This window comes from Streptomyces lomondensis, assembly GCF_014651035.1.
In the GTDB taxonomy this organism is placed as follows: domain Bacteria; phylum Actinomycetota; class Actinomycetes; order Streptomycetales; family Streptomycetaceae; genus Streptomyces; species Streptomyces lomondensis.
The window spans coordinates 49,844-69,340 of record NZ_BMWC01000001.1; the positions used below are offsets into that span (position 1 = coordinate 49,844).

Genomic DNA, 19,497 nt, shown 5'->3' on the forward strand with positions numbered 1-19,497 from the left:
TCAGCTCCTCACGAGGGTGGCGGCCGCGGGGGCCGGGACGCGCTCCGCGAGCGGGAGCACGGGCGGGATCGACTCGGGCGGCTCCCCCAGCAGCACCCGGCGCACGACGCGCTCGGCGGCCCGCCCGTCGTCGAACTGGCAGAAGCGCTCCCGGAACGCGGCCCGCAGGACCGTCGCGGACTCGTCGGCGTAACCGCCGTCGCGGAAGACGGACGCCAGTTCCTCGGGCGTACGGCAGACCCGGCCGGGCGGGGACTCCATCAGGTCGAAGTAGACGCCCCGGGTCTCCCGGTAGACCTCCCAGTCGTCGGCGTACACGACGATCGGCCGGTCCAGGTTGGCGTAGTCGAACATGATCGACGAGTAGTCGGTGATCAGCGCGTCCGCCGCCAGGCACACGTCCTCCGACGAGCGGTGCCCGGTGACGTCGATGATCCGGCCGCCGCCGCGCGAAGAGCCCTGGTCGTAGAAGTAGTGGGCGCGCAGCAGCACGACGTAGTCGTCGCCGATCGCCTCGCAGAACTCGGCCAGGTCCAGGCCCGACTCGAAGCCGGTGGCGTAGTCGCGGTGCGTGGGGGCGTACAGCAGGGCCTTCTTGCCGTCCGGGACGCCCAGTTCCTTGCGGACGCGGGCGACGTCCTCGGCGGACGCCGTGCAGTAGACGTCGTTGCGCGGATAGCCGTACTCCAGCGTCTCGTGCGAGCTGGGGAAGGCCCGCTCCCACATCTGGGTCGAGTGCCGGTTGGAGGTGAGGTTGTAGTCCCAGCGGTCCACGCGGGCCAGCAGCTTGGCGAAGCTGCCGGTCGCCGCGGCCACCACCGGGTAGGTCGCCTGGTCGGCGCCCATCGTCTTCAGCGGGGTGCCGTGCTGCGTCTGGAGGTGCACGCTGCCGGGGCGCTTGACGACGGCGTCCGCGAAGTTGGCGTTGTTCACGAGGTACTTGGCGCGGGCCAGCACCCGCCAGTACTTCCGGCTGCCGATCACCGCGTACTCCACGTCCGGCGGCATGTCGGCCACCGCCTCCGGCTCCACCAGGAACACCGCGCGCAGATGCGGGGCGAGTTCGCGGGCCTTGGCGTGGATCGCGGCCGGGTTGCAGACGTAGCCGCGGCCCCAGTACGCGCAGTACACGACGAGGTTCCTGTCGAGGGGCAGGCGCAGGCCCGCCGCGTAGCGCAGACGGGCGCCCAGCCCCCGGGGGCGGGGGAGCAGCGCGGCGGCCCGCAGCGCCCCCCGGTTGGCGGCGCGCAGGGCGCGGAACGCCGCGTACGACCCGGACGCCAGCAGCCGGTGCTGGACGCCGAGGCTGCCGCCGGGCGCCTGGTGACCGGCGGGGCGGTGCCGCCGGTAGAGCGCGCTCGCCCGGCGGAAGAAGGCACGCCGCCCGGCCGGGAGCCGCCTTGGGTGGGCGGCCGTCTTCAGTACGACGGCGAAGAGCTGCTCGAACAGCGGCTTCAGCCGCTCCGGCGGCAGCCCGTGCTCCACGGCCCGGGTCAGCACCAGCTCCGTCTGGTCGAGCAGCTCGGCGTGGTGCTCCCCGGGCAGGTGGAGGCGGTTGCCCTGCCGGCGCAGCAGATGCAGGACGACGACCGCGCGCAGGGCCGCCACCCGCTCCGCCCGCAGGGCGACAAGTCCGCCGAACCCGACGTCGGTGAAGTGGTCCCCGGGGAAGGCGATGTCCCGCTCGGTGAGGAAGGCCCGGCGGTACAGCGCGCTCCACGCCGGGAGCGCCACGCCCGTCAGCTCCGGGGCGCGGCCGGGGGAGAAGGCCCCGTCCGGCGTCCTGGCCAGCAGGGGGGCCGCCGGGTTGGTCGGCTCGCCCTCCCACCACGGGGTGCGTTCGTGCTCGAAGTACAGGACGTCCACGTCGCCGGTCGCGCGCAGCCGGGCGTCCAGGGCTGCCAGCGCTCCCGGGACCAGGACGTCGTCGCCGTCGAGGAACAGCACGTGGCCGCCGACCGCCGACCGCAGCCCGGTGTTGCGCGCCCCGGCCAGACCGGCCGACGGCGGGGAGTGCACCGGCGTCACCCGGCAGTCCCGCTCGGCGTACCCGGCGACGACGTCCGCCGCCGGTGCGTCGGGTGCGTCGCACACCGGGATCAGCTCGAAGTCGCCGAACGACTGGGCGAGGACCGAGTCCAGCGCCTGGGACAGCCGGCCCGCGACCCCATGGGACGGGACGACGATGCTGAAGCGGGGCATTCTGCTCTTTCTGTCGAGGGTCTTCGGAGGACTGCGGGCCGCCTCAGGCCGCACGCGGGCGGCCCGGACGCCCGGACGGACGCCAGGACGGCGGCCGGCTGGGTGTCGGCCGCGACGGGCTGGAGGGCATGGGAACTCCCCGGAGTGAGAACCGTGGTCAGAGGCGGTCGGTGACGGCCGCGGGACCGGCCGGCTGCGGCACCGTGACGAGCGGCTCGCGCGCCAGCGAGGCCGCCGCCGACGGCACCGGGCGGCGCTCGTCCAGCGGGACGACCGGCGGCAGGTCCGACTCCCCGAGGACCACCCGGCGCACGACCCGCTCGGCGGCCCGGCCGTCGTCGTAGGTGCAGAACCGCTCGCGGAACGCCGCCCGCAACTGCGCCGACCGGGAGCCGCGCCAGTGCCCGGTGGCGAAGATGTCGATCAGCTCGTCCTCGCCTCGCGCGACCGCGCCCGGCGGGAAGGAGCGCAGGTCGAAGTAGGTGCCGCGGGCCGCCTCGTACGCCTCCCAGTCGTCGGCGTGGATCACGATCGGCCGGTCCAGGTTGGCGTAGTCGAACATCAGCGACGAGTAGTCCGTGACCAGGACGTCCGAGGCCAGGCAGAGCGACTCCACGCTGGGGTGGTCGCTGACGTCGACGACCCGGCCGCAGGTGGTGGTCAGCGGCGTGTCGTAGGCGTGGTGGGCGCGGGCCAGGACGACGAAGCGCGGGCCCAGGCGGCGCACGATCCGCTGGAGGTCGAGAGGGTGCCGCGGGGAGCGGCGGTAGTCGCGCCGGGTCGGCGCGTACAGGATCGCCACCGCGCCCTCGGGGATGCCGAGCGAGGCGCGCAGCCGGGTCACGTCCGCCGCGGTCGCCGTGCGGAACACGTCGTTGCGGGGGTAGCCGTACTCCAGCGTGGTGTAGCGGCCGGGGTGGACGCGCTCGTGGGTCAGGGTGGTGTGGCGGTTGGCGGACAGCACGTAGTCCCACTGGTCGACGCCCTTGAGGAGCCGGGCGAAGTCCCGGCCGCGGGCGGCCGCCGGGCGCTCCTGGAGGTCGAGCCCGAGGTGCCCCAGCGGGGTGCCGTGCCCGGTCTGGATCAGGATCTGGCCCCGGCGCTTGAGCAGGCGGTCGTCGAAGTCGGTGTTGCTCACCAGGTACCGGGAGCGGGCGAGCGCCGTCCAGTAGGCGGCCGTGCCCGGGACGAGGCGGCGCGGGCCGGGCGGGATCGTGTGGTGGTGCTCGGGGCGGGCGACCCACGCCGTGCGGATGTGCGGCGCGAGGTCGCGGAACGCGCTCTCCAGCGCGCCTGGGTTGCAGCTGTGGCCGCGGCCGTCGTAGGCGGTGAACACGGCGCGGTCGGCGCGCAGCGGGAGACAGCGCTGCACGCGGTAGTGGGCCCTGAGCGCGGCGGCCCGCAGGCCCCGCCCGAGCCTCCCGGTGGTCCTGGCGACGCCGCGGTGCAGGGCCGACGCCAGCTGGAGGGCGCGGTAGGTGCGGTGCAGGCCGAAGCGGATCAGGGTGTGGTGCACCCGGGCGCGCAGGGGACCGGGGGCGCCGGGGGTGCGGTAGCGGCGGTAGTGGGCGCGGGCCCGGCGCAGGAAGTCCGCGCGCGAGCCCCGGGGCAGCCGGTCCCGCCGGGAGTACACGATCGCCAGGTGGTGCACCATGCGGCGGAACAACACCGGCCGCCACTGCGCCAGTTCGGGGCGCTCGTCCAGGAACGCGAAGACCCGGTCGTACTGCTCGAAGACGTCGAAGTGCCGCTCGCTGGTGGTGCGCAGGATGCTGCCCTGCCGCCGCTGCCGGTAGTGCACGCAGACCCGGTCCAGGGTCGCGATGGACTCCGCGGTCATCAGCACCGGGTACGTCCAGGGCGTGTCCTCGTACCAGCCGGGCGGGAAGGCGAAGCCCTTCTCCTCGATGAACTCCCGCCGGTACGCCTTGTTCCAGGCGACCATCAGCAGCCGCAGCAGCCCCGGGCGGTCCTCCAGGCGGAACGGGGCCGGGCCCTGCTCGGTGAGCTGCAGGGCCGCCTGGTTGCGGACCGCCTCGCCGGTCCAGTAGGTGCGCGCGTAGTCGAAGACCAGGACGTCCGGATCGCCCGTCTCCTTCAGCCGGTCGGCGATCGAGCGCAGCGCGTCCGGCGTGAGGGTGTCGTCGCCGTCGAGGAACAGCAGGTAGTCGCCGCTCGCGTGGGCCACGCCGGCGTTGCGGGCGCGGCCCAGGCCGACGTTCTGCGGCAGGTGGACGGGGTGGACGCGCGCGTCGCGGGCGGCGAACTCGTCGATGATCGCGCCGCACGCGTCCGGCGAGCGGTCGTCGACGACGATCAGTTCCAGATCGGGACAGGACTGGGAGAGCACCGATTCGAGGCACTCGTGCAGGTACGCCTGAACCTGGTACGCGGGGACAATGACACTGAACCTGGGCAAGAGGCCATCCATCGGTCGGCGCGGGCGTTCGGCCCGGGAACGGCCGGTGGGGTGAGTTGGTTACGGCGGCTACGGCATCCGGGGGAACGCCGAAGGGACGGACCGCTCCCGGCCCGCCCCTCCAACTCCCTTGTCCTGAGGGCTACTTCACCGCGCCCGCCATCACGCCGGACACGAACTGCCGCTGGAACGCGAAGAAGACGGCCAGCGGGACCACCATCGAGATGAACGCGCCGGGCGCCAGCACGTCGATGTTGTTGCCGAACTGCCGTACCTGCGTCTGGAGTGCGACCGTGATCGGCTGGCTCCCGGAGTCCGAGAAGATCAGCGCGACCAGCATGTCGTTCCACACCCACAGGAACTGGAAGATGCCCAGCGAGGCGATCGCCGGAGCGCCCAGCGGCATCACGACACGGAAGAACAGGCGCAGTTCGCCCGCCCCGTCCAGCCGCGCCGCCTCCAGCAGCTCCCTCGGGATCTCCGCGAAGAAGTTCCGCAGCAGGAACACCGCGAACGGCAGGCCGAAGCCGACGTGGAAGAGCACCACGCCGGTCACCGAGCCGAAGATGCCGATGTTGCCGAAGAGTTCGGCGATCGGGATCAGCGCGACCTGCACGGGGACGACCAACAGGCCGACCACGCCCAGGAACCACCAGTCGCGCCCCGGGAACTCCATCCAGGCGAAGGCGTAGCCCGCCAGCGAGCCGATGATCACGACCAGCAGGGTCGCCGGGACGGTGATCCACACCGTGTTGAGCAGGCTGCTGGTGATGTCGTCGTTCTCCAGCAGCTTGGCGTAGCTGTCGAAGGTGATCTGCGACGGCTCGGTGAACACCTTCCACCAGCCGCTCGCCGCGATGTTCTCCGGCGAGCGGAGACTGGCCAGCAGCAGACCGATCGTCGGCACCAGCCAGAACAGGCCGACCACGATGAGGAACACCCGCACCAGCCCGCCGCTGACCCCCTCGACCAGCCGGGACGCCAGCGAGTGCTTCGCCTTCACCGAGCCGGTGGGCCGCGCCGCCCTGCCGGGCTGAACGCCCGCGTCCGCGGTCATCGCCTGACCTCCCGCCTCAGCCGCCGTACGTTGAACCACATCACCGGGATCACGAGGAGCAGCAGGAACACCGAGATGGCGCTGGCGATGCCCGGCTGGTCCTCGGAGAAGCCCTTGCGGTACAGCTCCAGGGCGAGCACGTTCGCGTCGTCCTGGGCGGAGCCGGGGGCGATGATGAAGACCAGGTCGAAGATCTTCAGCACGTTGATCATCAGGGTGACGGTGACGACCGCGAGGACCGGCGCCAGCAGCGGCACCGTGACCCGTCTGAACACCTGCCACTCGGTCGCGCCGTCGACCCGGGCGGCCTCCAGCAGCTCCCGGGGCACGCCCGCGAGCCCGGCCGCGATCAGCACCATCGCGAAGCCCGCCCACATCCAGATGTACGCGCCGATGATGGCCGGGGTGACCAGGGACGGGCCGAGCCAGTCCAGGCCGTTGTAGGGCTCCTTGAAGTTGCTGTCCGGCAGCCGTAGTTGAGCACCATCGGCCGAGGCGGGCAGCGTGAAGGTGCCATCGTCGCCGGCCGTGGTGGAGGCCACCACCTTGCCGTCCTTCACGGCCTCGATGCGCATCCCCGCGTAGCCCAGTTCGGACGCGTCGACCCTGTTGAGCGTCCCGACGCCCTCGCCGCGGGTGAAGTCCTGCCAGGTCGTGCCGGTGACCTTGTCCGGCTCGGGCTTCGGCGCAGCGGCCGGCTCCGCGCCGTCCGGCATCAGGTCCGGCGCGACGCCCACCATCGGCAGCGAGACGGTCTCGCCGACGCGGACGGGCGACTTGGTGATGAACGCGCCCCCGCCGGCCGCCTCCAGCGGCGACTCCCGGCCCGGGTGGGCCTTCGGGAACGCCGAGGCCTGGGCGAAGGTGTCGTGCACGCCCACCCACACCGCGTTCGCCACGCCCTTGTCCGGGTCCTGGTCGTACACCAGGCGGAAGATGATGCCCGCCGCCAGCATCGAGATCGCCATCGGCATGAAGACGACCAGCTTGAACGCCGTACCCCAGCGCACCCGTTCGGTCAGCACCGCGAAGATCAGGCCGAGGGCCGTCGCGACCGTCGGCGCGAACACCACCCAGAAGATGTTGTTCTTCAGCGCGGTGCGGATGCCCTCGTCGGTGAAGAGGGCCTTGTAGTTGTCTATTCCGGCGAAGCCGTCGCCGGACTGGTCGTAGAAGCTGCGGACCACCGAGTACCCGATCGGGTACACCACGAGCGCGCCGAGCAGGACGAGCGCGGGCAGCAGGAACAGCGCCGCGACCATCCTGCGGGTGCCGGTCACACTCTTGCGCGACTTGGGAGCGGCAGGGGGCGTGACGCCCCCTGCCGCCGTGGCCGACGTCATGCCGTCAGCCTCCGTAGGCCGCGGCCGCTTCGGCCTCCAGCTTCGCCTGCGTACCCGCGATGTCCTTCGGGTTCTTCAGGAAGTCCTGGAGGATCTTCCACTCGCCCTTGCCGGGCGTGCCGCCGAAGGCCTGCGGGGCCTGGTCGGACATGTCGAAGCGGAAGTCGTCACCGGCGTCGATGAGCGCCTTGGCGATCCGCTGCTGCACCGCGTTCGGATACGCGGAGTTCTCCACGTTCTTGTTCGGCGAGAGGTAGCCGCCCAGCTTGGCCTGGATCGTCGCCGCGTCGGGCGAGGCGAGCCAGGTGGCCAGGGCCTGCGCCCCCTTCGAGTCCTCCAGGATCACGGCCGCGTCACCGCCCGAGACCACCGGGCCGTTGTCACCGACCGCGGGGAACGGGAACACCTTCGCGTCCGTTCCGACCTTCATGTTCTCGGGGATGTTGACCTGCGCGAAGTCGCCCGCGGCGACCATGGCCGCCTTGGGCTGGTCCCCGCCGGTGAAGACCTGCGTGACGGAGGCCGGGAAGTCGGTCTGCAACGCCCCGTTCGCCCCGCCAGCGACGTAGTCCGCCTTGCCCCAGACCTGCGCGAGCGTGGTCAGCGCGTCCTTCACGGACGGGTCCGTCCACTTGATCTCGTGCCTGGCCAGCTGGTCGTACTTCTCCGGCCCGGCCTGGGAGAGGTACACGTTCTCGAACCAGTCGGTCAGCGTCCAGCCCTCGGCGCCGCCGACGGAGAACGGGGTGACGCCGGAGTCGTAGACCGTCTGTGCCGTCTTCAGCAGATCCGGCCAGGTCTCGGGCTCGGTCGCCCCGGCGTTCTCGAAGACCTGGTTGTTGTACCAGATCAGGGACTTGTTGGCGGCCTTGTAGTAGACGCCGTACTGCTTGTCGCCGACCTTGCCGATGTCCTGCCAGCCCTGCGAGTAGTTCTCGCCGAGCTCCTTGAGGGCCTCGGCGCCGAGCGGCTTGGCCCAGCCGCGGTCGACGGCCTGCTTGATGGCGCCCGGCTGCGGCAGCATCACGATGTCCGGCGGCTGCCCGCCGGCCACCTTCGAGCCGATGAAGTTGATGATCGGGTCCTGGGCGGGGATGAACGTGACCCTGGCGCCCGTGCGCTTTTCGAACTCGGCCAGGACCTTCTTGAAGTTGGCCTGTTCCGCGCCGGTCCACACGGCGGCGATCTCCAGGCTCGTCCCGTCCAGCTTGGGAAGGGTGACGTTGTTGGCGGTCTCCTCGGTGTTGCCCTGGGTTCCGGTGTTTCCGTCGTCGCCGCCTCCGCAGGCGGTGAGCGAGAGCGCGAGCGCTCCCGCGGCGACGGCCGCCGCGGCCTTGGCGGCTCTGCGGTGCTGGGGGGTCGCCTTGTCCCGCTTGGGCGACCAGCGTGTCCGGATGGTGCTGCTCGTCATGCGCATGACTGCCCCGTTCTTCGTTCCTCGTCGAACGTCGAGCGCGCTCCCGTGCGATCTGGTCTACGCCCGGGTGTGCGGGGGCGGCAAGATGGCGTCGGCTGTCAAGCGGGGGATCGTGACTCCCTCGTGACCAGGGACGCGGCCCTGTGACGCGGGGTGCGGCCAGGTGGCCGTCCCGGGTCACAGAAGGGACGGCACCTTCGCCGCCGAGACCTCCCGCGCCGCCCTTTCCAGCGCGCTGGCCAACAGTGCCAGGTCGGTCGGGCCGTTTCCGAGCTCCCGCACCGGGCGCCGGGCCGGAGGGTCACCCATGCGGTGCCATTCCAGGGGGACGACCGTGGGGCGCAGCGTCGCCGTCCGGGGGATGCGGCCGGTGACCCGGCCGCCCTGGAACGGGGTCGTCCGCCCGTCCGCGCACGTCAGGCTTCCCCGGCCGGGCGCGGGCTCCTCCGGCCCGGGGGCCGGGGCGTCGAGGGTCACGCGCAGGGTGGCCCGGCGCGCCGGTTCCGTCTCCGCCGTACGGGCGCACGGGCCGGTGGCCGCCACCAGGTGCACGCCGAGCCGCTCGCCCTCCCGGGCCACGGCCTCCAGGGCGCGCATCACGGACCCGGCGGCGGGCCGGCCGGTCGAGCCGAGGGCGGGGGAGACCAGGGCGTCCAGGTCGTCGACGACCACGACGAGCCGGGGGAGCGGGGGCGCCGCCGCCTCCGTCTGCCGCCGGGCCCCGCCGGGCCGCAGCCGCAGGGTGGAACTGGGCGGGGTGTCGAGGTCCCCGGCCCCGGCCTCGGCCTGCGCGCCGCCCCGGGCCGTGGCCGTGCGCTGGGCGACCATACGGCCGGACAGCTCGCGTCCGGTGTGCCACTCGGCGAAGTCGGAGCGCCCCAGCAGCTCGGCGCGCCGCTTCAGCTCCGCGGTCAGGGACTGCGCGAACTCCCGCATCCGGACCGGGTCGTGCGCCGTGAGATACGTGGTGACATGCGGTACGTCCGTACAGACCCGCAGCCCCTCGCCGGTGCCGCCGCCCGCGCCCGGGCCGCCCCGGCCGTCGACCAGCACGATGCCCAGGCGGTCCGGCCGCTCGGCGGCGGCCAGGGACGCGACGACCGCCCGCAGCAGCTCGGTACGGCCGCTGCCCGGCGGGCCCTCGATGAGCAGGTGCGGTCCCTGCACCGCGAGGTCCGCGCAGACCGGGCCGCGCGGCCCGGCGCCCAGCACCGCGCGCACGCGCCCGCCCAGCGCGTCGGTGTCGTCGGCGGCGTCCGCCCAGCGCGCCATCAGCGACGCCGGGGTGGCCCGGGCCAGGCCCAGCTCGTCCAGCAGGCGGGCCGCCTGGGGCAGCGGGGCGGAGACGCGCGGCTGCCGTTCGCTCCCCGCGCCCTCCGGGCGCAGCGGCGCCAGCGCCCGGGCGAACCGCTCCGCCCAGGCGGGGGAGACGGCGTCGACGGTGGCGATGGTGCCGTGGCCGACCGGGCCGGCCGGTGAACCGTCGCCGGCGACCCGGGCCACGCGCATCAGCCGCAGGGCCGTCGCCACGTCCCCGCTGAGCAGCGCGACGGCACCGCACTGCCGGAAGGTGGGCGTCACGGAGCAGGCCGCCTCGTACGTCTCCGTCACGGGGGAGGCCGGGGAGGCGGCGGGGGTCTCGGCCAGGCAGACGACGTGGATCCCGGCCCGGGGACCCTCCAGCGCGAGCCGCGCGACGGCTTCCCGCAGGTCGGCTCCGCCGGGGTCGCCGTCCACGACGAGGACGGTGTAGGGGCCGGGGAAGCCGGCCGTCGCGTCGGTATGAGGGGCGTCGTCCCGGGACCAGGAGGGGCGGTGGGCGCGCGGGGCGTCGGGCTGGGGGACCGGGCCGGCGCTTCCCGTTCCCGACTCGGCCAGCTGGTCCTCCAGGCGGCGCAGCAGCTCGTCGGCGCGGGCCGCGGCCTGTTCGCGGTCGTGGGCGAGGAGCAGACGGCAGTCCTGGCCGTGCCCCGGGCGGACATGCGGCAGCCAGCCGAGCCAGGACCACTCGGCGGTGCGCTCCTCCAGGGGGCGGGAGCGGTCCGCGGCGATCAGGACGATCTCCAGCGTGTCCGGGGAGTGCAGCGCGGCGAGCTGGGCCAGCACGGCACGGGCCAGCCCGGACAGCCGCGCCCGCGGCCCCGCCAGCCCCAGCGCGCCGACCTCGCGCAGCCCGGCCGTCACCGGCACGGCGGGCAGCAGGCCCGAGCCGTCCGGCGCGGCCCGGTCGGCCGTGCCGAGCCGCACCGCGAGCGCCTCGGGGTGACCCGGCCCGCGCTCCCAAAGCCGGGGGCCCGGGCCCAGCGCCGTCAGCAGCAGCGCGGCCGGGTCCGGCCAGGTCTCCGGCACGGACGGCACGAGCACCGAGCGCTCCACCGCCGCTTCGGCCGGCTCGTCCGCGTACGCCGCACGCGCGTCCGCCGCCTGCTCACCACGCCCTCCGGCCAACCGCCGGGCCCACGCCCCGAGCCCACCACGTCTACGCGTCCCGGGCGGCACGTCGGTGCCCCGGAGGGGGGTGCCTTTGCGTCCGCGGCCGGTGCGCTCGTCCGGGTGGGCCGGGTCGGTGGGGGAGGCCGTGTTCGGGGCGGCCGTCCCGTGGGTTCCCTGGGGCGGGGTGCCCTTGTGCTCGCGGCCGGTGCGTTCGTCCGGGTGGGTCGGGTCGGTGGGGGAGGCCGTGCCGGGGGTGGCCGGCCTGTGGGTGCCCCGGAGGGGGGTGCCTTTGCGTTCGCGGCCGGTGCGTTCGTCCGGGTGGGTCGGGTCGGTGGGGGAGGCCGTGTCGGGGGTGGCCGGCCCGTGGGTTCCCCGGAGGGGAGTGCCTTTGCGTTCGCGGCCGGTGCGCTCGTCCGGGGCGGTGGGGGAGGCCGTGTTCGGGGCGGCCGGCCCGTGGGTTCCCCGGGGCGGAGCGCCCTTGTGCTCGCGGCCGGTGCGTTCGGCCGGATAGACCGGGTCCGTGGGAGAGGCCGCGGCCGAGCCGTCCGCGCCCCGGGGGCGAGGTCCGGTGTCGTCCGTGGCTCCGGGGCGCGGACGCTCGGTGTCGTACGCCCTGCCGGCGTGCGCACCGGCGCTGTCCGAGGGCGCGGGGCCGTACGCCCCGGCCCCGGAACGCCCCGCGTGCGTGTCCCCGGCACCGCTGCCCGACGGGGCCGCACCTCGCTGCTGGGGAGCCCGGAGCCAGACCTCCGGCGAACCCGGGCGCGTTCCTCGCGCCTCAGGGGAGGTGCGCGCAGCCCCGGCGGCCCCGGACTGCGGCCCGTCCCCGGCTGCCTGCGCACGCGCATCTCCGCCGGTGCCCGGGGAGGGCACCTCGCTCCGACCGCCTCCCGCGTGGGCCTCGCCCCCGGCCCCCCGGGGCGGCACCACGCTCCGGTTGCCCCCCGGATGAACCTCGCCCCCGCTGCCAGGACCCCGCCCCCGCGGCGCTCCGGACCCCGCACCCCCGCCCTCGATCCGCGGCGCCCCGCCCTGCCCCGGCACCACGGCCTCACCGGAGCCCTGCGGCCCGGTAGCCGGCGTGCCCCAGGCCGCCGAGCCCTGGGCGTGATGGGTGGGGCCGGAAGGGGCGGCCGGCGTCGGGGCCGCCACACGTGCGTGCGAGGGCGAGCCGTCGGCAGGCCCGGGCACGCGCACGTGCCCCTCCCCGTCCGGCGTCGTCTCCACCCGGCCCCCCGGCCCCCCGGCGGGAGCCAGCCGCAGGGCGGACTCGCCGATCCGCAGCAGCGCCCCCGGGGCGAACCGGACCGCACGGCTGCCCACGCGCGCGCCGTCCAGCGTCGTGCCGTTCGTCGAGTCCAGGTCGGCGACCGAGACGCGGCCGTCCGCGCTCACCGTCACCGCGCAGTGCAGCCGGGAGACGTCCGGGTCGTCGAGGGGGACGTCGGCGTCGGCGGAGCGGCCGATGCGGATCTCGCCGCCGTGCAGGAGGTGGACGCCGCCGGCGTCGGGGCCCGCGACCACCTGGAGCTGGGCCGGGGCGTCGTCCCACTCCGGATGCGGCTCCGGCTCCCCGGGCGCGCCCACGGAGAGCACGGCGCCGTCGGTCAGCGGGGGCTCGCCGAGCGTGCAGCGCTGGGCGTCGAGCCGCTGCTCACCGGCGTACAGCACCGGCGTGCCCGAGCCGTCGCCGCCGGAGACCACCTGGGCGAGGGCCGAGGCCACCGCCGCGAGCGCCGTACCGGCCGGTGCCGTGACCAGGACGTCGCTGTGTGGGGCGCGGTCCCGCCCCGGAGCCGATGCGCCCAGCGGATCTACGACGGTCAGCCGGATCTGCATCGCCGTCAGCGGTCCCTTCTGCCCGGGCGCGGAGTCCCCCGCCCCGCCCCAGCACGTCGGCCAGTACTGCACGCATCCTCGCACCTGCCACTGACACCGCGCCCCTCGCTCCGCGACAAGTGATCTTGATTGGTCGGCTCTGCCCGCAAAAGTGCCTGAGAGATGACCCACAGGCGACCGGTTGAGATCAGTCACGTTCGTTACCGGCAACCACAAGACCGAGGTGAGCGTCTTTCCTTCGAACGGGTGGGGGAACGGCTACGTAAGACCCACAGAAAGACGACACTCCGGTACTCGGCCCCCCGGCACTACAGTGGGGCGGACAGGCCAGCAGGCAAGGCAAGCACCAGGGAGCGCATGACGTGCGGCCGGTAGGCAGCAAGTACCTGCTCGAGGAGCCGCTCGGACGCGGCGCCACGGGCACCGTCTGGCGAGCCCGCCAGCGCGAGACCGCGGGCGCCGAGGCGGCCGTGCCCGGACAGCCCGGCGAGACCGTCGCGATCAAGGTCCTCAAGGAGGAGCTGGCCAGCGACGCGGACGTCGTGATGCGGTTCCTCCGGGAGCGCTCCGTCCTGCTCCGGCTGACCCACCCGAACATCGTCCGGGTCCGCGACCTGGTCGTCGAGGGCGACCTGCTGGCCCTGGTCATGGACCTCGTCGAGGGCCCCGACCTGCACCGCTACCTGCGCGAGAACGGGCCCTTCACACCCGTCGCGGCGGCGCTGCTCACCGCCCAGATCGCCGACGCGCTCGCCGCCAGCCACGCCGACGGCGTCGTCCACCGCGACCTGAAGCCGGCGAACGTGCTGCTCCAGCAGTACGACGGGCGGATGCACCCGCTGCTGACCGACTTCGGCATCGCCCGCCTGGCCGACTCCCCGGGCCTGACCCGCACCCAGGAGTTCGTCGGCACGCCCGCGTACGTCGCGCCCGAGTCCGCCGAGGGCCGCCCGCAGACGTCCGCCGTCGACATCTACGGCGCCGGCATCCTGCTGTACGAGCTGGTCACCGGCCGCCCGCCGTTCTCCGGCGGCTCCGCCCTGGAGGTGCTGCACCAGCACCTGAGCGCCGAGCCGCGCCGCCCCTCCACCGTCCCCGACCCGCTGTGGACGGTCATCGAGCGCTGCCTGCGCAAGAACCCGGACGAGCGGCCCAGCGCCGAGAACCTCGCCCGCGGCCTGCGCGTCGTCGCCGAGGGCATCGGCGTGCACGCGAACTCCGCGCAGATCGCCGCCGCCGAGGGCGTCGGCGCGCTCCTGGTGCCCGACCCGGCCCCCGCGCCCGTACCGGACACGCCCGGCGCGGCCGACCCCACCCAGGTCCTGCCGCAGGGCGCGGGCTCGTACGACCCGAACGCCGCGACCAGCGTCATGCCGCACACCGGCGGCCCGGCCGGCGCCGCCGACCCCACCGCCGTGCTGCCCAACCGCGGCGCGGCCGACCCGACCGCCGTCATGCCGCCGGTCCCGCCCGGCGCGCCCGGCCAGCAGGGCCAGGGCGGGCCCGAGGACCCGCACCCCTGGCAGAACCAGCTGCGGGCCGCCCGTGACCGCAACGAGCAGACGCAGGTCCAGTACGTCGACCCCGGCCAGGACCCGCTGCGCCGCCGCCCCCAGCGCCAGGTCGCCCGGCCGCAGCAGCAGCCCCCGCGGCGCCAGGCGCCCCCGCCCGGGCCCGGCTACGGCCATCCGCAGCAGCAGCCCCAGCAGTACGCCCCGCAGCCCCAGCGGCCCCAGCCGCCGCAGCGCTACGCCCCGCCCGCGCCGCCGCCGGCCCAGCCCCAGCAGCCGCAGCGGCCCCAGCGCGAGCCCCGGCAGCCGCGGCAGCGCAGCGCCAACCCGATGCGGATCCCCGGGCTCGGCTGCCTGAAGGGCTGCCTCTTCACGATCGTCATCCTGTTCGTCGCCGGCTGGCTGATCTGGGAGCTGAGCCCGCTCCAGGAGTGGATCGGCACCGGCAAGGGCTACTGGGAGCAGCTCACCGACTGGTTCAGCACGGTGACCGGCTGGTTCGAGAAGCTCGGCGGGAGCGGTTCGGGCACGAACTGACCCGAACCGCCCTGCGGTGTTGGTGATTTGTCGACACCGGGCGGGTGATTTCCGCCCGGGCGGTGAAGGTTGGCTCCTCGGACGCGTAGTTTTAGCGACAACACGCGTCGGTAGGAGCAGCCTTGGCACGGAAGATCGGCAGCCGGTACACCGCCCACCAGATCCTCGGGCGGGGCAGCGCCGGCACGGTGTGGCTGGGCGAGGGCCCCGAGGGCCCCGTCGCCATCAAGCTGCTGCGCGAGGACCTCGCGTCCGACCAGGAACTCGTCGGACGCTTCGTGCAGGAGCGGACCGCCCTGCTCGGCCTGGAGCACCCGCACGTGGTGTCGGTGCGCGACCTGGTCGTGGACGGCAACGACCTGGCCCTCGTCATGGACCTCGTCCGGGGCACGGACCTGCGCACCCGGCTGGAGCGGGACCGGCGCCTGGCGCCCGAGGCGGCCGTCGCGATCGCGGCCGACATCGCCGACGGGCTGGCCGCCGCGCACGCCGCGGGCGTCGTGCACCGGGACGTGAAGCCGGAGAACGTCCTGCTGGACATGCAGGGCCCGCTCGGCCCCGGTGGCTCCCACCGCGCGCTGCTGACCGACTTCGGCGTGGCGAAACTCATCGACACCCCGCGCCGCACCAAGGCCACGAAGATCATCGGCACCCCGGACTACCTCGCCCCGGAGATCGTCGAGGGCCTGCCGCCCCGCGCCTCCGTCGACATCTACGCGCTCGCCACGGTCCTCTACGAGCTGCTGGCGGGCTTCACGCCGTTCGGCGGCGGCCACCCCGGCGCGGTCCTGCGCCGGCACGTCACCGAGACGGTCGTCCCGCTGCCCGGCATCCCCGACGAGCTGTGGCAGCTGCTCGTGCAGTGCCTGGCCAAGGCCCCGGCCTCCCGGCTGCGGGCCTCGGAGCTCGGGGCGCGGCTGCGGGAGCTGCTGCCGATGCTGGCGGGCATGCCCCCGCTGGAGGTCGACGAGCCGGACACGGAGCAGGCCGAGGAGGCCGACCGGGAGGAGCAGCCGGCCGGACCGGCACCGGCCGGGGAGCGGGTCCGGCGGCGCGGCGCGGTCCCCCTGGTGCCGGGCGCGAAGCCGGCCGACTCCAACCGGGACACCCACACCTCGATGCGCGTCCCGGCCCCCGACGAGCTGGCCGGCGGCGCCCACGGCACGGCCCGGGCCCCCCGCACCCCGGGCGCCCCCCGCCCCGGCTCCGCCCGCAACCGCGCCGCGACCCGGCGCCGCCGGGCGGCCCTGGGCGCGGGCGCGGTCGCCCTGGCCGCGGCGGTCGGCGTCGGGGCCTGGCTGTCCACGTCGGGCGACGACGCGAGCACGCCGCCCCAGGACACGAAGAACTCGGCGCCCCACTCCCCCTGACCCCCGGGCGGCAGCCGTCCGCTCCGGCCGCCCGGCGATGGCCGCCGGGCGGAGCCGTTACGCTGGAGGGCGTGGCAGTCGTCGACGTATCCGAAGAGCTCAAGTCCCTCTCCTCGACCATGGAGTCGATCGAGGCCGTTCTGGACCTCGACAAGCTGAGGGCAGACATCGCCGTGCTCGAGGAGCAGGCGGCCGCGCCGTCCCTGTGGGACAACCCCGATGAGGCGCAGAAGATCACCAGCAAGCTGTCCCACCTCCAGGCGGAGGTGCGGAAGGCCGAGGCCCTGCGCGGTCGTATCGACGACCTCGCCGTCCTCTTCGAGATGGCCGAGGAGGAGGACGACCCGGACACCCGCGCCGAGGCCGAGTCCGAGCTCGCCGCCGTGAAGAAGGCGCTGGACGAGATGGAGGTCCGCACCCTCCTCTCCGGCGAGTACGACTCCCGCGAGGCCCTGGTGAACATCCGCGCCGAGGCCGGCGGCGTGGACGCCGCCGACTTCGCGGAGAAGCTCCAGCGCATGTACCTGCGCTGGGCCGAGCAGCGCGGCTACAAGACGGAGCTGATCGAGACCTCGTACGCGGAGGAGGCCGGCATCAAGTCGACCACCTTCGCCGTCCAGGCGCCCTACGCGTACGGCACGCTCTCCGTCGAGCAGGGCACGCACCGGCTCGTGCGCATCTCGCCCTTCGACAACCAGGGCCGGCGGCAGACCTCCTTCGCGGGCGTGGAGGTCCTGCCCGTCGTCGAGCGGTCCGACCACGTCGACATCGACGAGAGCGAGCTGCGCGTCGACGTCTACCGGTCCTCGGGCCCCGGCGGCCAGGGCGTGAACACCACGGACTCCGCGGTGCGCATCACCCACCTCCCCACCGGCATCGTCGTCTCCTGCCAGAACGAGCGCTCGCAGATCCAGAACCGGGCGACGGCCATGAACGTGCTCCAGGCCAAGCTGCTGGAGCGGCGCCGCCAGGAGGAGCAGGCCAAGATGGACGCCCTCAAGGGCGACGGCGGCAACTCCTGGGGCAACCAGATGCGTTCGTACGTGCTGCACCCGTACCAGATGGTCAAGGACCTGCGCACCGAATTCGAGGTCGGCAATCCCGAGGCCGTGTTCAACGGCGAGATCGACGGATTCCTGGAGGCCGGAATTCGCTGGCGCAAGCAGCGGGAGAAGTAAGTTTGTCGACAAGGCAACTGCCGACGTCAGGGCGGCGGTTGCCTTTTCTGTGCCCGCATGTCTGGGTTTTGCATCACACTTACAGACTCAGACTCCCGGCATAGCCCCCGTACTCGGACATGGCACCCGCAAACGCCCTTGACGTGTCTTTGAAAAATGGGAAGGGTAAAGCGCGGCATGCGTGTCTACTGGGGCGCATGTGAACCGGGGGGCTCTTCACCGCAGCTACCCCCGTCGAGCACAGCTCCAAACGCTGCCTAATGACGATGAGCTACTGGGGGTAGCAACCACATGACGAAGAAGACGCGGATCCGTGTCGCGCGGATCGCGGCCGGTGCCGTGATCGCCGCCGGAGCCTCGCTGACCGCCGCCGGTGCCGCATCCGCCGCGGAGACCGAGGACTGCCTGCTCGGCATCCTGTGCGCCGACGAGTCGCCCGCCCCGACCCCGACGCCGCCGGTTCCCACCGAGCTCCCCACCGACCCGCCGACCGGCCTCCCGACCGACCCGCCGTCGACCGAGGAGCCCACCGACGAGCCGACCGACCCCACGGACGAGCCCACCGAGCCGACCGAGGACCCGACGAGCCAGCCCACCGACCCGGGCAACGGGAACGGCAACGGCGGCGGCAACGGCAACGGCGGCAACAACGGCGGCAACAACGGCGGCGGCAACAACACCGACCCCGACGGCGGCACCTCCCCGCAGGAGGAGGGCTCCTCGTCCCTCACCGACACCGGCTCGGACAACACCCCGGCCCCGCAGCAGGCCCAGGCCGGCGGCCCGGAGCTCGCCGAGACGGGTGCCGCGCAGACCACCTTCCTGGTGATCGGCGCCGCCACGATGATCGCCGGCGGTGTCGGCTTCCGCGTCCTGCCGCGCCTGATGGGCGGCCGGGGCGGCGCTGCCGCCTGACGGTAGCCGCGTCCGTACGGACAGTAGGCACAGTGCGACGCCGAGGGCCCGGAGCGAAACGCTCCGGGCCCTCGGCCGTGTCCGTGGAGGGCTGTGGACGCCCTTACGTGGTCTGGTGCGCCAGCAGGGCCACCGCCGCGATCAGCACCGTCAGCAGGGCGATCAGCGCCATCGGGTTCAGATTGGCGAAGAAGTTCTCCTGCTGGAGCCGCTCGCGGTTCGCGCGGCACACGGGGCAGCGGCCCTCGCTCACAGGGGACGCGCAGTTCGCGCACACCAGCCGGTCGTACGTCATGCGCTTGCCCTCCTTGCGCCGGTTCCACGTACCCAACGTGTGTGGGGACGGGAATGTTCCCCCCTCCACTGTGCCAGGTTCCTCCGGAGGGTGCGCGGTTCGCTTCCAGAGGGGTGGTTGTGCATTGTTGCGCGGCTGCGGGCCGTGTGTGGTTGCTCGCGCAGTTCCCCGCGCCCCCGAGGGGCGTACAAAACGGCACATCCAATGTTTAACCGTGACCGGTGACTGCGGTCACCTATCCGGTTCGCGTATGGTCACGCTCATCTACCCCCGGCGACCCGTGGTGCATCCGTGATCCGATTCGACAATGTCTCCAAGGTCTACCCCAAGCAGACCCGCCCCGCCCTCAGGGATGTCTCCCTGGAGGTCGAGAAGGGCGAGTTCGTGTTCCTCGTGGGGTCCTCCGGCTCCGGAAAGTCCACCTTCCTGCGGCTGATCCTCCGCGAGGAGCGGTGCAGCCACGGACAGGTGCACGTGCTGGGCAAGGACCTCGCCCGCCTCTCCAACTGGAAGGTGCCGCAGATGCGGCGCCAGCTGGGGACGGTCTTCCAGGACTTCCGGCTGCTGCCGAACAAGACGGTCGGCGAGAACGTCGCCTTCGCGCAGGAGGTCATCGGCAAGTCGCGCGGTGAGATCCGCAAGTCCGTGCCGCAGGTGCTCGACCTCGTCGGGCTCGGCGGCAAGGAGGACCGGATGCCCGGCGAGCTGTCCGGTGGTGAGCAGCAGCGCGTCGCCATCGCGCGGGCCTTCGTCAACCGGCCCAAGCTGCTCATCGCCGACGAGCCCACCGGCAACCTCGACCCGCAGACCTCCGTCGGCATCATGAAGCTGCTCGACCGCATCAACCGGACGGGCACGACCGTGGTGATGGCCACGCACGACCAGAACATCGTGGACCAGATGCGCAAGCGCGTCATCGAGCTGGAGAAGGGCCGCCTCGTCCGCGACCAGGCCCGCGGCGTCTACGGCTACCAGCACTGA

12 protein-coding genes are annotated in these 19,497 nt (G+C 73.7%); 5 read left to right on the forward strand and 7 right to left on the reverse strand.

From position 1 onward, the window contains the following. The 6 genes from IE255_RS00185 to IE255_RS00210 all read right to left on the reverse strand — a co-directional run bounded on the left by IE255_RS00185 (position 1) and on the right by IE255_RS00210 (position 12,710). Positions 1-2,202, reverse strand: coding sequence for a CDP-glycerol glycerophosphotransferase family protein (locus IE255_RS00185; RefSeq protein WP_190048031.1), 2,202 nt, complete (start codon positions 2,200-2,202; stop codon positions 1-3). A 157-nt stretch (positions 2,203-2,359) separates the two neighbouring features. Further along, on the reverse strand, positions 2,360-4,621 hold the full coding sequence (locus IE255_RS00190; protein WP_190048032.1) for a bifunctional glycosyltransferase/CDP-glycerol:glycerophosphate glycerophosphotransferase: 2,262 nt from the start codon (positions 4,619-4,621) through the stop codon (positions 2,360-2,362). Between the two features lie 142 nt (positions 4,622-4,763). After that, positions 4,764-5,678 carry a carbohydrate ABC transporter permease gene (locus IE255_RS00195; protein WP_190048033.1) on the reverse strand — a complete coding sequence of 305 codons (915 nt, stop codon included), beginning with the start codon at positions 5,676-5,678 and terminating at the stop codon, positions 4,764-4,766. Continuing rightward, positions 5,675-7,021: a carbohydrate ABC transporter permease gene (locus tag IE255_RS00200; RefSeq protein WP_372487559.1), complete on the reverse strand. Its 1,347-nt coding sequence runs from the start codon at positions 7,019-7,021 to the stop codon at positions 5,675-5,677. Before IE255_RS00200 ends, IE255_RS00195 begins: the two co-directional genes overlap by 4 nt. Before the next feature lie 4 nt (positions 7,022-7,025). Next, positions 7,026-8,438 (reverse strand): ABC transporter substrate-binding protein, encoded by a 1,413-nt coding sequence (locus IE255_RS00205; protein ID WP_190048034.1) that lies wholly within the window; start codon positions 8,436-8,438, stop codon positions 7,026-7,028. 177 nt (positions 8,439-8,615) lie between these two features. Further along, positions 8,616-12,710, reverse strand: coding sequence for an FtsK/SpoIIIE domain-containing protein (locus IE255_RS00210; RefSeq protein ID WP_190049292.1), 4,095 nt, complete (start codon positions 12,708-12,710; stop codon positions 8,616-8,618). Positions 12,711-13,072: 362 nt separating this feature from the next. Here IE255_RS00210 and IE255_RS00215 point away from each other — a divergent pair, with 362 nt between their 5' ends. The 4 genes from IE255_RS00215 to IE255_RS00230 all read left to right on the forward strand — a co-directional run bounded on the left by IE255_RS00215 (position 13,073) and on the right by IE255_RS00230 (position 18,221). Further along, positions 13,073-14,758 (forward strand): serine/threonine-protein kinase, encoded by a 1,686-nt coding sequence (locus IE255_RS00215; RefSeq protein WP_190048035.1) that lies wholly within the window; start codon positions 13,073-13,075, stop codon positions 14,756-14,758. Positions 14,759-14,880: 122 nt separating this feature from the next. Next, entirely contained in the window at positions 14,881-16,128 is a 1,248-nt protein-coding gene (locus IE255_RS00220) for a serine/threonine-protein kinase (RefSeq protein ID WP_190048036.1), read from the forward strand. Between the two features lie 71 nt (positions 16,129-16,199). Further along, positions 16,200-17,306, forward strand: coding sequence for a peptide chain release factor 2 (gene prfB / locus IE255_RS00225; RefSeq protein ID WP_190048037.1), 1,107 nt, complete (start codon positions 16,200-16,202; stop codon positions 17,304-17,306). Positions 17,307-17,597: 291 nt separating this feature from the next. Beyond that, positions 17,598-18,221: an LPXTG cell wall anchor domain-containing protein gene (locus IE255_RS00230; protein ID WP_190048038.1), complete on the forward strand. Its 624-nt coding sequence runs from the start codon at positions 17,598-17,600 to the stop codon at positions 18,219-18,221. Between the two features lie 103 nt (positions 18,222-18,324). Here the strand turns inward: IE255_RS00230 and IE255_RS00235 are convergent, their stop codons facing one another. Next, a complete protein-coding gene (locus IE255_RS00235; RefSeq protein WP_190048039.1) occupies positions 18,325-18,516 on the reverse strand; it encodes a hypothetical protein in 192 nt (63 codons plus the stop codon). 291 nt (positions 18,517-18,807) lie between these two features. Here IE255_RS00235 and ftsE point away from each other — a divergent pair, with 291 nt between their 5' ends. Further along, on the forward strand, positions 18,808-19,497 hold the full coding sequence (gene ftsE, locus IE255_RS00240; protein ID WP_003990615.1) for a cell division ATP-binding protein FtsE: 690 nt from the start codon (positions 18,808-18,810) through the stop codon (positions 19,495-19,497).

What these genes read in the sequence shown, in the direction of transcription:
- IE255_RS00230 (WP_190048038.1), top strand. Translation starts at nt 17,598, where the DNA reads ATGACGAAGAAGACGCGGATCCGTGTCGCGCGGATCGCGGCCGGTGCC.
- IE255_RS00235 (WP_190048039.1), bottom strand. Translation starts at nt 18,516, where the DNA reads ATGACGTACGACCGGCTGGTGTGCGCGAACTGCGCGTCCCCTGTGAGC.
- IE255_RS00205 (WP_190048034.1), bottom strand. Translation starts at nt 8,438, where the DNA reads ATGCGCATGACGAGCAGCACCATCCGGACACGCTGGTCGCCCAAGCGG.
- IE255_RS00200 (WP_372487559.1), bottom strand. Translation starts at nt 7,021, where the DNA reads ATGACGTCGGCCACGGCGGCAGGGGGCGTCACGCCCCCTGCCGCTCCC.
- IE255_RS00210 (WP_190049292.1), bottom strand. Translation starts at nt 12,710, where the DNA reads ATGCAGATCCGGCTGACCGTCGTAGATCCGCTGGGCGCATCGGCTCCG.
- IE255_RS00185 (WP_190048031.1), bottom strand. Translation starts at nt 2,202, where the DNA reads ATGCCCCGCTTCAGCATCGTCGTCCCGTCCCATGGGGTCGCGGGCCGG.
- IE255_RS00195 (WP_190048033.1), bottom strand. Translation starts at nt 5,678, where the DNA reads ATGACCGCGGACGCGGGCGTTCAGCCCGGCAGGGCGGCGCGGCCCACC.